The sequence below is a fragment of the Rickettsiales bacterium genome (assembly GCA_029252805.1).
In the GTDB taxonomy this organism is placed as follows: Bacteria; Pseudomonadota; Alphaproteobacteria; order Rickettsiales; family JALZUV01; genus JALZUV01.
Genome location: JAQXAR010000063.1, coordinates 1 through 14,862 on the forward strand (window position 1 = coordinate 1; position 14,862 = coordinate 14,862).

The following is a 14,862-nucleotide window of genomic DNA, read 5'->3' on the forward strand; positions in this document are numbered from 1 at the left end:
GTAGAACCCGCAATGAAATATTTTATCAACTCTAACTGCTTATTTCTCGATAACTTACAATGCTTTATATACATCAATAACTCCTAACAATTTAAATGTTAGGTGTCAGCCCCTAAAATTATGCAAAACCTATTATTATTCCTCGTGATTTTCTGCTTTTCTAACTGTTCAAATGCACCTTTTACTCCCCCCTTAAAAATAGGAGATGAGGTGAAATTTGAAACCGAGCACGGAGAAGACACCTTCACCATCAACTCCTGCACCCATGAAAAATGGGGAGACTGGACATATGAGGGAAAAAGTGGACTTAAGACTATTGTCCTAACCCACGAACTAAATAACATCGATGAAGTCTATTCGCAGACAACATCCTATGGCCTTCAAGCCATCGTGTTAGAAAATGGCAAAAAAGTTACAGGAAAAGTCACCATTAAGAGCTTGGTGCCTTTGTCTCAAGAAATCAAAGACGGTGCATACAAAGCTTATGCCCAAAAATGGGAAAAGCTAGTAAACAACTACAACTTAAAAGGCGAAGCATCGTTTACCTACGATGAAAAGAAATACCATATCGCAGAAGCCAAGGCTTTAAACATGGTTTTTCTTCGAAATCACTTTTCGCCAATCTACAGCATTCGTGCTTATAATGAGGCAAACGTAGGAATTTTCTTGAAACTTTCGCTCAACTGGCAGGGCGAGTTCAATTCCGAAGTGGAAATTTTTCAAGTTGATTCTCAAAGAGTGCCCACAGGCACAATATTTGAGGGCAAGCTCGATCCTGAAGAATTCAGGATTGAAGAATAATTATTTTTTAACCTAAAACCCAAGAACTGTATTGACTGAAAGTCGGTACAGTTTTTGTGGTTTTAAGGGTATGTGCTCCTAATTGTTGCACCTTTGAACTTGCCCCTGTATAAACCGCTCAATGTTTAAAAAGATTTTGATAGCTAACCGTGGCGAAATCGCGGTTCGTATTATGGATACTTGTCGCAAGATGGGTATCAAGACGGTCGCCGTTTATTCGGAGGCTGATAGCAACGCCCTACACGTGAAGCAGGCGGACGAAGCCGTCTACCTTGGCCCTGCACCTAGCTCGAAGAGTTATTTGAACGTGCCGGCACTGATCCGCGCGATTGAGAAAACCGGCGCCGATGCCGTGCATCCGGGCTATGGTTTCCTGTCAGAAAATCGTGACTTTAGCGCCGCAGTGAAAAAGGCCGGCGCGACCTTTATTGGTCCAGAATCACACGCCATTAAGATTATGGGCGATAAAATTGAGTCTAAAAAACTGGCAAAAGATGCGGGCGTAAGCATCGTTCCGGGTTCAGAAGGCGAAATTGAAACACTGGAAGAGGCCAAAGCGATTGTTGAAGAAATCGGCTTTCCAGTGATGATTAAAGCTGCTGCCGGTGGTGGTGGCAAGGGAATGCGCGTGGCGCGTAACGATAAAGAACTCGTCGATGGGTTAAAATCTTCAGCCTCTGAAGCGTTGTCTAGTTTTGCTGATAGCCGCGTTTTCATCGAGAAATTCTTCGAAAATCCCCGCCATATTGAAATTCAAGTCTTGGCCGATACCCATGGTAACTGCATCGCATTGGGTGAGCGCGAATGCTCTATCCAACGCCGTCACCAGAAAATTATTGAAGAAGCTCCCAGTTCTTTCCTTGATGAGGAAATACGACAAACGATGCAAGATCAATCGGTTGCGCTCGCAAAAGCGGTCGATTATTGCAGCGCAGGTACGGTCGAATATATCGTGGACCAAGATGGCACTTTTGCCTTTCTAGAAATGAATACACGCCTGCAAGTTGAGCATCGCGTGACCGAGCTCGTCACCAATATCGATTTGGTCGAGCAGATGATTAAAATCGCTGCAGGCGAGAAACTCGAACTGACACAAGATGATGTGAAGCTACATGGCTGGGCGTTTGAAAGCCGTGTCTATGCCGAAGATCCAAAACGAGGCTTCCTGCCCTCTACAGGTCGTGTCACTCGCTATCAGGAGCCAGAAGGCAGCCGCGTGATCGTCGATAGTGGCGTTTATGAAGGCGGCGAAGTCAGCATGTATTATGATCCGATGATCGCCAAAGTCTGCACCCATGCCCAAACACGCGACAAAGCGATTGATGCAATGCAAAAGGCGCTCGGCGCTTATGTGATTCACGGCGTGACGACCAATATGGACTTTATGCAAGCGGTTTACAGCCATGAACGCTTCCGTACGGGTAATATCTCCACCAACTTTATTGAGCAGGAATATCCGGAAGGATTCTCCGGCGCTACCATTACCGATCAACATACGCGTATCTTTATTGGCTCGGCGGTTTACCTGTTCTTGGAGCATAATAAACGGGCCGCTAGCACTTCGCAGCAAATTGATGGCCGCAAACGTTACCTTGGCTCTAGCTGGGTCGTCAGCGTTGGCGACAAGCAGTTCCCGGTGCGGGTAAAGGAAAAAGAATTCGGCTATGATGTCGCCCTGCAAAACGAGCATATTGTCGTACGTAGCTCTTACGAACTCGGCAACCGCCTGTTCCAAGGTAGCATTAATGGCGAACCGGTCAGCGTACACCTGCAATATCGTTCGGATGGTTACCGCCTGATCCATGCTGGCGCTGATGCCAATGTTAGCGTGCATACGAGCCGGACAGCGGAATTAGCGAAATACATGCCGGAAGTGAACAGCTCTGAGAATGCGAATGAACTTCCCGCTCCCATTGCTGGACTCGTCCTTTCTATCCCCGTGGAAGAAGGTGAAGAGATCAAAGCTGGTCAGGAGCTGATCGTGGTCGAAGCCATGAAGATGGAAAATGTAATCCATGCTGAGCGCGATGTGACGATTAAAGAGATTCTTGTGAGTGAAAATGAATCGGTTCAGGCAGATCAAGTCATGATCACCTTTATGGAAGATTAAGTTAGGCGATACGCCGCGTCACGGATTGAATTTACACCTGACTTATCAAGCATGGCTTGCTATCATCCTAGCATGGCTACACTATTGAAACGCATTCTGGGTGGGTTAGGGATTCCAATCCTTGTCGGCGCTCTATTTATCTACATTACGCGTGATGAGGCATTGCATCCTGAATTTCATACGCTGTTTTCCAAGCCACTCGAACTCGTGGAGGATCAAAAGAATGGCATGATTGCTATCGCCGGACTTATCGCCCCTGCCGGAAAAGATGTTCATGCGTTTGGTAGCAAGCGTAAACAGAGTAACCTTGAGAGGGCAAGAATTGATCTCATTTTGCTGACTGATGATGCGCCTCCTCCCAAGGGTGCACTAACCTATAAAGAGCCTTATCCCATTTCACTTAATATAAGTGAACCCACTATATGCCCCTCCTCAAACACAACAAACAATAGCCAATGCATCGAATGTAAGCAGGTGAAGCACCAAGTTAAACTGAATGAAGCTTTACTGGGTCGTTATAAATCACTCTACCAATATCGCTATTATGAGAATCATTTACTTTCTGGGATTCAACCTGAACTGAACCTGCTCATTGATCTAAATACGTTGCAGGTGGCAGCATAGGAATGCGCTCATCGGGAGGATAAGGCTGAATTAGCGCTCGTAGAGTGGCTTCTAAATATGAGATTTCTTAATCGAGCCATGACACAAAAAAGCACCCTCGTGGATAAAGCGGTTTTTATGGCCCTGCAAAAAATAAATCTGTACGCTTTACCTAAACTCATAAAGGCTAAGCCAATTTTGGCGCAAAAATATTACGATTAACTCACCCATACGCTCTCTGCTCCTGCTTTTGGAAAAGACGGATTTAATTTGCCCGTCACGCTTGAAGCAGAAATTTCCATTTACGAAATACTCGATAAAACGGCTAAATTAGGGAATGTAAGTTTCCAGAACTTTTTCTTCTATCGCTCCAATAAAACACGTAATGACTATTATCAATACGCGATAGATTTGATCAAACTGTCACAGCAACCTGCCCATCAATACCTAAGTCACCGCGAGAAATTTGCGGATGTTTATGTGCCAAAAGATAAGTCGCTTTCTAAAACAATAATGAGAAACTGGGATAATCTCGTAGGTGGATTGGTGCTTGAGGGGGTCTACGTTGGAGAGGTGCTGCTAGAGAGTCGTCACAATTATGTTGCCTTTAGCACGCTTCTTAAAGTGCTCGTTACCGCCAAAGCTAAAAGTATTGCCACAGCAGGTTTGCCTGCGTTCCTAGCGGACCCGAGTACCCTCAAAAACCCTATTACAGGCCAGCCCTTCACGTTTGATGCCACTCATAAAACAGCGTGCTACCAGAGGCTATCTGGCGATGTGGATTGTATTGCATATTGATGCAAGACTCTTAAGTGCCTAGAGCGCCTTAATAGTTTCGTAACATAAATGTGTAATAATACTTCTATAAAACAAGGAGAGTAGTACAATGATAGATGATCGTATCCCTAAATTTTTACGCACAGATGAAGCATATGAAAATTATATGGCATTTGATGACTATTATAATAATCGTTATAATGAGGGGGAATTCAATGGTGATGCATATGGAAGGCCCCACGTAGATATCGAGCATTATACCAAAGCCTATCAAAACTTCCTAACAGCTGAGGAAAGCAATGTCTCGCGAGAAAATACGATAGTGCACTTGGCAGCTTTGATACAAAAACAAGAGGATGAGAAAAACTATTCAGAGAGTGTGATGGGAACCGAAGGTCTCTTTTCCCTTAATGATAGCATGCGCCATGCTGAACAGGTAGTTGGCGACTTTCCTGCCGAAAATCTTGCAACACATGCAAGAATTATAGATACAATGAATATTCTAGAGGAAACCCAGACCTATATGGACAGTCATTTGGACTTCACCAGGCATTTGGAAACAGTTGATCATCGGACCCTAGGCGATGAGATTGATCAGATTTCAGAAAACTGGATTTCCAAGGCTAGGCAAGCTTCTTTAGATACCCCTCCTGATGATATTACCGGTCGAAGTGGCATGGCAATGGAAACTACCGGCCTGGGAGTTGAAGTCAGTAGTTCTGGGCGCTAAAAACAGATGAACTCCAACATGCCCCCCCCACGAGCACTTCAAAAAGCTTTGCTGCAAAGGTCTCAAAGAAAAATGCGCTAATTTATGCCCTAAAGATGAAACTTTTAGGTAAATCCGCATGGTATGTATTTGAGGTCGCCTCTAATAAACGTATATTATTTGAAAAAAGGTTCTACGAAGATACCCCCCTTACACTCTCAGATTATGGCATTACACACCATTCAGGCTGGGGGGATGAGCCACCAGCAGAACTAAAGCTACAATTGCAAGAAAAGTACGGCCTTTACCAATGAATCTACAAAACCTGATATAGACTCCATATCGCCATATTTCCTTCTTACCAAGCTCTGATTGAAGCTCTGTAGGAACATAGAAACGGCAATAGTAGGTTCCATTGCGTCTTAAAAGATTAGTTTGGAGTGCCATCGTAGCAGACTTTCGTAGCAGTTTAACAAAACAGCTATTGAAAGAATGTGTGAATATTTGTTTCACAACGACTTACGAGAAGAATGGTGGACGAGAACGGATTATCCTCGAACCAATTATTCAATACGTTAGCAGGCTGGAATGAGCAACTGAAAAACGTTGATCCGAAGCTTCTGAATGATTTGAAGGAGCCGTCGCCATGAGTGTTTCCTCTGCATCTAATGATAATCAATTTCGGGCGAATTTTGCGGCTAGCGCCACACAGCAAGATGCAAAGCCACAGAAGCGTAAACGTATCCCGCCGCTCTCTATTCGGGTAACGAAAGATCAGCATGAATTACTGGTGAAGATGGCTGGAAAGCTTCCGGTCAGCACCTTCATCAAGCAGCGACTCTTTTGCGCGAATGATAATCTGGCTGCACCGCTTCCAGCTGGTAGTACTTTGCGCAAGAAGCAACTCCTAGCGCAGATATTGGGGAAATTGGCGAAGCTGGGAATCTTCACTGTCATCAATGGAATGCTGAACTTGATCGAAAGCGGTCACGTAAAGCTCAAACCTGAAACAGAAACTGCACTACAGCAGGCTTGTCACGATATTGCCGATATTCGGCGCATGTTGATTACTGCGCTTGGCATTAAGGCGCAGGACTAGCCATGATCCTTGTCGGTAATCAACGCGGTAACGCTAAAGACTTAGCCATTCACCTGCTCAAACAAGAAAATGAGCAGGTAGAGGTGCATGAGATACGGGGCTTTTGTTCTGATAACCTTATGGGCGCGCTGAATGAAAGCTATGCGATGAGCCGTGCGACGAAATGTAAGCAGCACCTGTTTTCATTATCGCTCAATCCTCCCAAAGAGGCTAATGTCAGCAATGAGCAATTTGAAGCCGCCATAAGCCGAGTTGAAGAGAAGCTAGGTCTAACAGGCCAGCCAAGAGCGATTGTCTTTCATGAAAAGGAAGGCCGTCGCCATTGCCATACCGTCTGGTCACGTATCAATGCGGAGGAACTGAAGGCGGTACAGCTTTCTTACTCCAAGCAGAAAATGCAGGAAGTTGCGCGTAATCTTTACCTTGAACATGGCTGGAAAATGCCACGTGGCTTGGCCAATAAAGAACACGCTGATCCACGCAATTACACCCTCGCCGAATGGCAGCAGGCGAAGCGTTTAGGTAAAGAGGCGCGTGATGTTAAAGCCGATTTACAAGATGCATGGGCGATTTCGGATAATAAAGCAACCTTCACGCACGCACTAGAGGAGCGGGGCTACAAGCTCGCACGTGGGGATCGACGCGGCTTTGTTGCCGTCGATCATCACGGCGAGCCATACTCACTCTCAAAATGGGCAAAAGTGAAGCCAAAGCAACTTATTGAGCGGCTGGGTGAACCTGACAGTTTTCCGTCATTTGAGGAAACGCGTGCACTCTACGCGAAAGAAATGCTGGATAAGATGCAGTCTTTCCAGCAGGAGATAGAGCTAGAGAAGCGAGAGAAAGAGCGTTTAGCAGAAGCCGAACAGCAAAGGCTTCTTGCTGAGCAGGCGGTGAAAAAGCAGACAATGGCACAAGCACTCAAGTTGCGCCAATTAGAAGAAGAACGATTGCGGTTAAAACGCATTCGCTATGGTCTTCTTGGGCTGCTGGATCGTATCACTGGTCAGCGCAAACGAATTTTGCAGCAGAATGAACTGGAAAAGCAGCAAACCTTGCAGCGTGATAAACGCGAACAGCAAAGCCTTGAACAGATGCAGGAGGAACGGAAACGGCATTTTATTGAAAAACGTAAGGAACAGCAACAACCTTTGGATCAGCAGAAGCAGGTAGGCTTTTCGTCCAATCTGTTTTACACGAGGCCCTGTTGGGCTTATTCGTGTTTTTTGGCGAGAGGTAGAGTTTCCGCCTTTTTTGGTAAGGTTCTCAGTTTTCGCCTTTTCGGTAATGTGAGCGTCTGCCAAGGCAGCGTCACTTTCAGTAGGAATTACTTGTTTCTCTTCATTTTCACCGTCGAGCGAAGGAAAAAGAGAAAGTTCCTCATTCTTAGTTTGCTCTCTATTTTCTTTGTTGCGAGGGTCTTTAACAGACTTATCGCCACCACAGGAAGTAAGGAATAAACCGATTGCTAATAAAAAAATGATTTTGTTCATTTTCGTAGGTTTTTGATTAAGTAAATATAACCTCTCTGCATTTTTCGAAGAGAGATAATTTCAAATTCGCGATCATAAATGATCAAAAGTTCTGAATGTTTCATAGTGAAAAATTCATAGAAAAATGCCCTATGAGTATAACACAGTTAGGTTTTTCAAAAAAATGACGATTTGATGACATAAAAAAACCACCTGAACGATACCCGTAAAGGGTACGCCCATGGTGACGGTGGTTTTTTATTCGTTGAATAAGATATGCATACATACCTTATTCTTTTTTGCGAAGGAACAGAAGCCAAACAGCAAAGAGCGTTCCTCCAATGATTGCTCCCCACTTGTAGCAGTCTTCAAGCGAATACTCGCTATAGACATGCACCAATAATGGAGCTGCTAAGGTGATAACGACCAGCAAAGCTTTGCCGATACCTTTGGCGTCATCGGCATCCAAGCTTGGAGCGGAAACTCCAGCATCTTTAGCGCCTTTAAAGAACCAATACAGCATCCACAGAGCAAAAACACCTGCGACACTTACATAGCCCCACCAAAAATCAATTGCCCAAAAGAAGAATCCGAGAATCAATAAAATAATTCCGAAGGTTCCTCCAAGCCATTGAAGAAAACCACTCTTTAATCCCACTATCAAAAAGACAATGAACCAGAGAAGTGGCACGAACCATCGCCCTGATCCGGGGATTTGTCGATTACGAGGATCGGATAAATCCTTTCCCGTTGCATCCTCAATAGGTTTAGCAAGTGTCTCGTTGTGAGGGACTGTAATGGGTTTATACATCCCACGCACATTTTCGTCTGAAAGATTACTCTCCAGCGATTCTTGCGTTCTGTCTATCACGTTGCCTGGAGTGCCATTTGGATCAACAAAATAACTACCCATGAACATGACAAATATCATTGCAATGATATTGCCAATACCTTTCATGGCTTTGATATCCTCACGACCGCTAATAGCACCAATGAGCCCTACACCAAGCATAAGGACACTTATAATTCCCATGACCCAAATGCTTATAGAATAGTGTTTTGCTGCATAGAACGCGAACAACACTCCATAATATTTAAAAAAATTAAACGGAAGGCTTGCCGTTTCCGGTACCTCCCAACTATTTTGGAAAAGCGCCGCTGCACCAATCCACAAAAACACTGGAACCCAAGGAAGAAATGTCTTCCAAGGAAATGGTTTTTTCGTTGCCATAATTATTTAAATTTTAGCATTAGAAAAATAATTGCCTCTAGAAGAAAAATAATTGCCTCTAGAAAGTACAACACACACGATAGAGAACAGTTTCAGTGTGTGAGGGTGAACTTGAGTTCACTATATATAGACATCCCGCAATGGCCACCATGGCATATTGGGTTATAATTTTAAAAATCAGGTGGCTTAATAATAAGCAGTACATATCTCTTAAAAGTTAAAAAGGTATAAAAAATCAAAGTATTGTAACAAATTTAAGCATTAAATAAAAATGACAATTCCGTGACAATGTCATGTAATCGTCACATTTCACTCATTCGGTTTTTTCTCACCTTATGTTATAATAGCGCGATTTTTATACTTACTCATGTATTGTTATTTTGCTCGGAGCTATTTGCTCTTAGTCTCAAACTAGTTTTGGAAAATAAACTTTTTTGTGGTTTCTTCCCCACGCAAATGATCAATGACGGTAAGACTTTACTTAACCATAAACACTTTTTGTTTTATGGAAAAATTATCATATTCACAAATATTTGAGTATTTAACAGGCGGGCTCTCACAAGCTTTAGTCTGGGACATTCTCAAAGCTGGATTACCTGGACTTGCTATTATGGCTATTGGGTTGGTATTGGCGGTGATTATTAAAAAGTTGTTCAAATCAGCTTTTGTTTCATCGTTAATCTTTCTTGGTGGCTTAATACTCGGCGGTTTTGTCGCTATGAATTTCATCACGGACGCTGCTTTACCCTTCATCAAAGAATTTGAAGGAAAGCGTCAACAGTACCTTGAAAAACGCCATCATGGTGGTACTGCTAAAGTGCTCATTGGGCGCAAAGAAGGAATTGATGATGAAGGCAACGAATATTGCTGTCGTGCCGATTTGAATAACGTGAAGGTTGAATTCGAGTTTACAGAAACAATTCTGGATAGCTTAGAGTTCATTCACAGTTATTTCGGCTTGGATACCGCTTACATAACGGCTGGGAATCGCGGCCTCCACACTATTACCCTTGCACTTGTGCGATGGGGTAAAAGAGATTGGAGAATAAGCGAATACCCAACTTATCATGAGCAAATGCAATCAGCACTTGCTGAAGAACGCAATCGCATCGAAAGCGCACTTTTAAATCGTGATAGCAAGAAGTTGAGAGACTATCTCGCAATGCTTCAGAAGGATATTCCTTTTGATTCATGGTACCCTCGTCAATTTGGTCACTACGGCTTTACGCTTTGGGATCACGCTTACTTACTTCACGATAGAATTAAGAGTGAGCACGACTCAGCAGTTGCTACTTTACAGGCAAACCGAGATGGTTTTTGGGATTTCGATGTTTACATCCCAGATATTAGTTTAGGCAATTCTGGAAAGAAAAGGTTCGAAGGTACATTCTGGACAGAAACGGATCATTTTTTAAATCCGTTTCAAACAGAATATCTCGACTACCGAGACTTGCATCAAGCGCAATTTCGCGATTAGTAAGCGCCGCACTAAAACACCCGTGACGAAGGGTGAAAAAGAATTGCGGGAGAAACAGCGTACCACACCTGTATTTACAGAGAATTTGGAGCCAGACGGTTCTGTCACAAGGGCGGTGAATTTAAAGGCAGAGGCAGAAAATGAGCGTCGCATCGGCTTTATCAAGAAACGCTTGGAACGCATGAAGAACCTTGCCAAGCGCGACTTTCACTATTCACGCTAAGGCAAATTTGCATCGCTGAATCTATCTGTTGTACGCTCTATAGATGAAAACATTTATGACTGAAAAACAAGTTGAGTCCTACCTTGAAACCCAAACTCGCAAATTGCCGCTTCCTGATGGCTCGGTGCATGTGATGACAGGCATGAACCTCATGTGGGAAGCGGTAGATTTCATCACTGGCACTTACACCTATACGCTTGCCGAACTGGTTGACCTAACCCAGCGCAATCAGGAAAAGCAAAACTGCACCTTTGAAGAATCTTTCAAGCGCGTTGTAGCCTATATCGACAAGAAAGCTCGATCATAAAAACCTTGCAAATACACGCTATTTGTTATAACATTGTTATAATGTTAAAAGAGGTGAAGCAATGCAGGTAACGATTAGAGATATTGGTAATTCCAAGGGAGTCATTATTCCCTCCGGCGCTCTTAAAGAGGCGGGTATCGGCGAAAAGGTGGATTTACAGGTTAAGAATGGCCGCATTATTTTGCAGGCTTCTGATAAGCCACGTGCAGGTTGGATGGAAGCAATCCAGCAAGACCCGCCAGAAAAAGAAGAAGCACTCTTTATGGATGGTGTAGAAGATGATGCGCTTATGGAAGAATGGACATGGTAGCGCCTTATTCAAAGCGCTTTGACATTTACTGGATCAACCTAGACCCCACTATCGGTGCAGAAGTAAAGAAAACCCGCCCCTGTGTGGTTATTTCTCCCGATAATATGAATAAAGGCCTGCACACAATAATCATTGCCCCTCTGACCAGTACGCTCAAACAATGGCCTTTTCGTATTGCAGTCACGCATAAAAAGAAAAAAGGGCAAATTATGCTCGATCAATTACGCGTGGTATCCAAGCAGCGCTTACATAAGGTGGACGGGCGAATCAGCGCCGCCGCACAATCTTCAACTACTGCTATTTTGGGCGAAATGTTCGCGCTCTAACACTTCTCATACCCCGTCACAGGGTTTGTCATAAGGTATAATGACTGCATTAACCCTGCAAACTAAGGAGATGCAACCATGACTGACCAAACTCAACCTAAGAACCGCCCAGAAAATATTCGTGATGGAATGCTCAATGCTGACATTTGGAGAAATGAAGGTGAAAAAGGCGCGTATTACAGCACGCAGTTTTCACGTGCCTATAAGGATAAAGAGGGCAACTACCGCAGAACGGATAGTTTTTCCAAAGATGATCTGCTCAGAGTTTCTGAATTAGCCCGCAACGCTTACAACCGTGTGAGTGAGCTACAGCAACATGATCGCCAGCAAAACCCGCAGCACGATCCGCAAGCACGAGAGGCTTTTCGCGATAAGCGACAGGCGCAGGCGAATGGCCAAGATCGTGCTGCTCCGTCTCGCGATTACTAATCAGCGTTAGTTAATCCTATGCACTCAACTCTTAACATCATAAGGGCACCGCCATGAAAAACACTGCACCCGTTACTGAAATTGAAAACCACTCAAACCTTCCTGCTAACGATAACCGCTATCAACCTCCGCTTTTTGACGCATCGCTCTTTCCTGATGATATGAAGAATTTTGAGATTACCGAAGAAGAGCGTATTGCAATGCTAAAAACCCTCTGGAGCATGATGGTGAGTTGCGTTGAAAAGGGCTTTGATTCTGATAGTACCAATTTAATTTGGGGAAAACTTATCCAAACTGCTTTCGAAGATGCCGCCGATTCACCACTTGCGTTAGAATCGAATGAAGTAGCCAATAGACTCAAGGCTAGAGGGCTTCGCCTCACAGAGATTCCAAAGTCAGAATGAACTTCGTCAATTCTTCGAGCGTTTTCCCGAATTCCCACGGGGGAAGAACGGCAAGATTCATTATCAACGCATTAAGGAGATGCTGGGTCGCGTAATCTATGCAGGTTATATCGATCTCAAACGCTGGAACTTGGCACCCATCAAGGGACAACACGAACCGCTTATTTCGTTTGAGAGCTATCTCAAGAACCAAGAGTTACTCCAAGAAACCAGCAAAGCACCGATACGGATCGACACCAATCGGGAGTTTCCTTTGCGTGGTATGGTTGCCTGTGGCGATTGCGGTAGTGCTTATACTGCTTGCTTCGCCAAAGGTCGCAACACTCACTATCCTTATTATCTCTGTAACCAGAAAGGCTGTGATAGCTATGGCAAGTCCATCCGCCGTGATGTACTAGAAGGTGAGTTCGAATCTATTCTCGCCGATATGCAGCCCTCCAAAGATATTATCGTCACCGCCAGCAAGATGTTTCGTATGGCATGGGAGATGCGCCTGAATAATAGCAAGGTACTCAAACAGTCCGTAGAGAAGGAAATAAAAGCCGCTGACAGCACGATTGAGCAATTGTTGGATAGGATCGTCAACAGCACTAATATGAGCGTGGTGAGCGCCTATGAAAAGCGTATCGAGAATTTGGAGAAACAGAAGCTCTTATTGGCTGAGAAACTCACCCAAACAGGCACTCCTATGATGGGTTTTGACAAGGCATTTAGAACCGCTATGCTATTCCTATCCAATCCTCACGCAATCTGGTCTCAGGGCGGGTTTGAAGAAAAAATGATGGTTGTGAGGATGGCATTTTCTGAGAAATTAGAATATGTCCGAAATCAAGGCTTTAGAACCGCCCAAAAAGCGCTTCCATTCTCGTTTATTGAAGGATTTTCTACCCTTGAGTCCGAAATGGTGGGTCAGGGAGGAAAACTCACCACTGACAAGCCGCTAATTTATTCAATAACTTAGATTTTATTATACTCCATTATCGTAGCAAAGTCACGTAGCAAATCGGTTCATTAGTGATGTGGGTATGGTTCAGGTCAGTATGTTTTCATTCTACTATACCTCTCATATTCAGCTTATGGCTATCTTCTATCCTCTACCTTAGAGGGCTCTGCTATCAAGTATCAAACCAATATACACCCGCAACCTATTCTCCAGAGCCTTCAAGAGAGGGGGCGGCAGGGGCCAGTGGGGGTACTATGGGTATAGGTGTACGTGCCCCCCACAAAATTTCAGATTTTAAGGTGCAGAGAAAATTTTGGTTTATGAACCAGCTCCACTTTGCCCCTGTTCTGGTATTGTAAAGCCTCTTCCTCTAAGCTTCTCTTTAACTTCACTGACAAAAGAACGAATTAACTCTTTGTCTTGTGCATTAGTTTTTTTGTATATCTCCAAATCAGAGTTACTAGTTAGTTGAACTGACCTGTCAGAAATCTGTTCGGCAGATTCTGAATATACTCTATCATAGCCTACCATCAATAATAGCTTATCTTGTATATCATCTACCAAACTTTTCTTATTAAAGCCTCCCATGTGGTGTTTTGAACCATCTAAATCCAAGCCACCAGAACTCTCCGCTACTATTGCTGCTATGAGAGCTTCTTCAAGTACTCTGGCTGTACCATGAAGAGTAATATTATCTCCAGCTACGCTGGAAGGCATCACTATTTTCAGGTCATCGTCAATTTCCTTTAACAGCTGCCTGCTATTAACTACTGGCAATTTTCCGCCACTTTTACCGCTTACTTCTTCTGCCCAATTAGTCATAAAAATTCCTCTCTTTACACTTTTGGTCGACCCAAAGACCCTTAACACCAATGTAACATTGCAAGGCTATTGTGTAAAATGACAGTTCCATGAAGTTTTTAGAGCTTTATGTAGCCATTTGGCAGACAGCTGTGAATTATTAATGCGGAGGAAGTGAATAAGGTAACTCACCATAGTTCTGTCGAGTACGCTCCATAAGTTCACGGTGCTCTCTTTCTTCCTCAAGTCTTTGCTGTTCGGCTTTCAATTCTTCGATTTCCGCTTTCTGTTGTGCTATCCTGCGTTCTTCAATAATATTGTCTACACGATTAATAGGAACAAAGCCTGTGTCGAGTGGTATATGGGTACAGTTTACAAATTATGTTTGTCGAATATGAGAGAATTGCCTACAGTTGGATAATCTCACTGTGAGCAAAAAACTGTCAGCAGTCGTCATTGTTGTATCATTCGATGATTTCTTAGATAATGCACCGCCTATTCCTTTTCTATCCTTGCTTTCAGAAGAGGCCGTTAAGTGCTTTTTGTGACAGAATGACGGTTATGACGATAAAAAGGTTGAATTCGTATCGTAACAACAGAAGGCTAAAAAGGTAGCTCCCCATCATCGTTCGCAGTGTTATCTACAGATGATTCTATACCAAAAGAATTTGCTTCACTTCCCCATTTCTTTTGCAAGTCCTCAGGAGGAACAAAGCTTCCTACTTTTAGAACTTTTATACGGGAATTGGCACTGCGTTGGCTCAAATCAACTTTAATTCCAAGTTTTTCTAGATTCGGGACCTGTGTTTTTAGAATAAATCCCATATCCTGTGGTGTTTT

At 43.7% G+C, this 14,862-nt stretch carries 19 protein-coding genes; 16 read left to right on the plus strand and 3 right to left on the minus strand.

Going from position 1 to position 14,862, the window contains the following annotated elements:
* Positions 1-210 precede the first annotated feature (210 nt).
* From P8P30_11045 to P8P30_11080, 8 genes are all read left to right on the plus strand, one after another.
* Positions 211-801: a hypothetical protein gene (locus P8P30_11045; protein ID MDG1288076.1), complete on the plus strand. Its 591-nt coding sequence runs from the start codon at positions 211-213 to the stop codon at positions 799-801.
* 109 nt (positions 802-910) lie between these two features.
* On the plus strand, positions 911-2,911 hold the full coding sequence (locus P8P30_11050; protein ID MDG1288077.1) for an acetyl/propionyl/methylcrotonyl-CoA carboxylase subunit alpha: 2,001 nt from the start codon (positions 911-913) through the stop codon (positions 2,909-2,911).
* 72 nt (positions 2,912-2,983) lie between these two features.
* Complete coding sequence (locus P8P30_11055; GenBank protein ID MDG1288078.1) at positions 2,984-3,535, plus strand: hypothetical protein; 552 nt, start codon at positions 2,984-2,986, stop codon at positions 3,533-3,535.
* Between the two features lie 249 nt (positions 3,536-3,784).
* Positions 3,785-4,312, plus strand: a complete 528-nt coding sequence (locus P8P30_11060) for a hypothetical protein (protein ID MDG1288079.1) — start codon at positions 3,785-3,787, stop codon at positions 4,310-4,312.
* Between the two features lie 88 nt (positions 4,313-4,400).
* Positions 4,401-5,021 (plus strand): hypothetical protein, encoded by a 621-nt coding sequence (locus P8P30_11065; protein MDG1288080.1) that lies wholly within the window; start codon positions 4,401-4,403, stop codon positions 5,019-5,021.
* Positions 5,022-5,116: 95 nt separating this feature from the next.
* Positions 5,117-5,314, plus strand: coding sequence for a hypothetical protein (locus tag P8P30_11070; protein MDG1288081.1), 198 nt, complete (start codon positions 5,117-5,119; stop codon positions 5,312-5,314).
* 332 nt (positions 5,315-5,646) lie between these two features.
* On the plus strand, positions 5,647-6,099 hold the full coding sequence (locus P8P30_11075) for a hypothetical protein (protein ID MDG1288082.1): 453 nt from the start codon (positions 5,647-5,649) through the stop codon (positions 6,097-6,099).
* Positions 6,100-6,101: 2 nt separating this feature from the next.
* The gene (locus P8P30_11080; GenBank protein ID MDG1288083.1) at positions 6,102-7,559 is read left to right on the plus strand and encodes a relaxase/mobilization nuclease domain-containing protein; all 1,458 of its coding nucleotides are present in this window, start codon (positions 6,102-6,104) and stop codon (positions 7,557-7,559) included.
* A gap of 301 nt (positions 7,560-7,860) precedes the next feature.
* Here P8P30_11080 and P8P30_11085 read toward each other — a convergent pair whose 3' ends face one another.
* A complete protein-coding gene (locus tag P8P30_11085) occupies positions 7,861-8,802 on the minus strand; it encodes a hypothetical protein (GenBank protein MDG1288084.1) in 942 nt (313 codons plus the stop codon).
* A 505-nt stretch (positions 8,803-9,307) separates the two neighbouring features.
* Between P8P30_11085 and P8P30_11090 the strand changes: the two genes are divergently transcribed.
* The 8 genes from P8P30_11090 (at position 9,308) to P8P30_11125 (ending at position 13,239) form a co-directional block, all read left to right on the plus strand.
* Complete coding sequence (locus P8P30_11090; GenBank protein MDG1288085.1) at positions 9,308-10,279, plus strand: hypothetical protein; 972 nt, start codon at positions 9,308-9,310, stop codon at positions 10,277-10,279.
* 22 nt (positions 10,280-10,301) lie between these two features.
* Positions 10,302-10,502 (plus strand): hypothetical protein, encoded by a 201-nt coding sequence (locus tag P8P30_11095; GenBank protein ID MDG1288086.1) that lies wholly within the window; start codon positions 10,302-10,304, stop codon positions 10,500-10,502.
* Positions 10,503-10,557: 55 nt separating this feature from the next.
* On the plus strand, positions 10,558-10,809 hold the full coding sequence (locus tag P8P30_11100) for a hypothetical protein (GenBank protein ID MDG1288087.1): 252 nt from the start codon (positions 10,558-10,560) through the stop codon (positions 10,807-10,809).
* 61 nt (positions 10,810-10,870) lie between these two features.
* The gene (locus tag P8P30_11105; protein MDG1288088.1) at positions 10,871-11,119 is read left to right on the plus strand and encodes a hypothetical protein; all 249 of its coding nucleotides are present in this window, start codon (positions 10,871-10,873) and stop codon (positions 11,117-11,119) included.
* Positions 11,113-11,445, plus strand: coding sequence for a type II toxin-antitoxin system PemK/MazF family toxin (locus P8P30_11110; protein MDG1288089.1), 333 nt, complete (start codon positions 11,113-11,115; stop codon positions 11,443-11,445). The genes P8P30_11105 and P8P30_11110 overlap by 7 nt, the downstream gene beginning before the upstream one ends.
* A gap of 78 nt (positions 11,446-11,523) precedes the next feature.
* On the plus strand, positions 11,524-11,874 hold the full coding sequence (locus tag P8P30_11115; GenBank protein MDG1288090.1) for a hypothetical protein: 351 nt from the start codon (positions 11,524-11,526) through the stop codon (positions 11,872-11,874).
* 53 nt (positions 11,875-11,927) lie between these two features.
* Positions 11,928-12,278, plus strand: a complete 351-nt coding sequence (locus tag P8P30_11120) for a hypothetical protein (protein MDG1288091.1) — start codon at positions 11,928-11,930, stop codon at positions 12,276-12,278.
* Positions 12,279-12,357: 79 nt separating this feature from the next.
* Positions 12,358-13,239, plus strand: a complete 882-nt coding sequence (locus tag P8P30_11125) for a zinc ribbon domain-containing protein (protein MDG1288092.1) — start codon at positions 12,358-12,360, stop codon at positions 13,237-13,239.
* A 300-nt stretch (positions 13,240-13,539) separates the two neighbouring features.
* On the opposite strand, the gene P8P30_11130 is transcribed toward P8P30_11125, so the two are convergent.
* Positions 13,540-14,043, minus strand: coding sequence for a hypothetical protein (locus P8P30_11130; GenBank protein MDG1288093.1), 504 nt, complete (start codon positions 14,041-14,043; stop codon positions 13,540-13,542).
* A gap of 582 nt (positions 14,044-14,625) precedes the next feature.
* Positions 14,626-14,862 (minus strand): hypothetical protein (locus P8P30_11135; protein MDG1288094.1); only part of this gene is annotated, 237 nt, incomplete at its 5' end.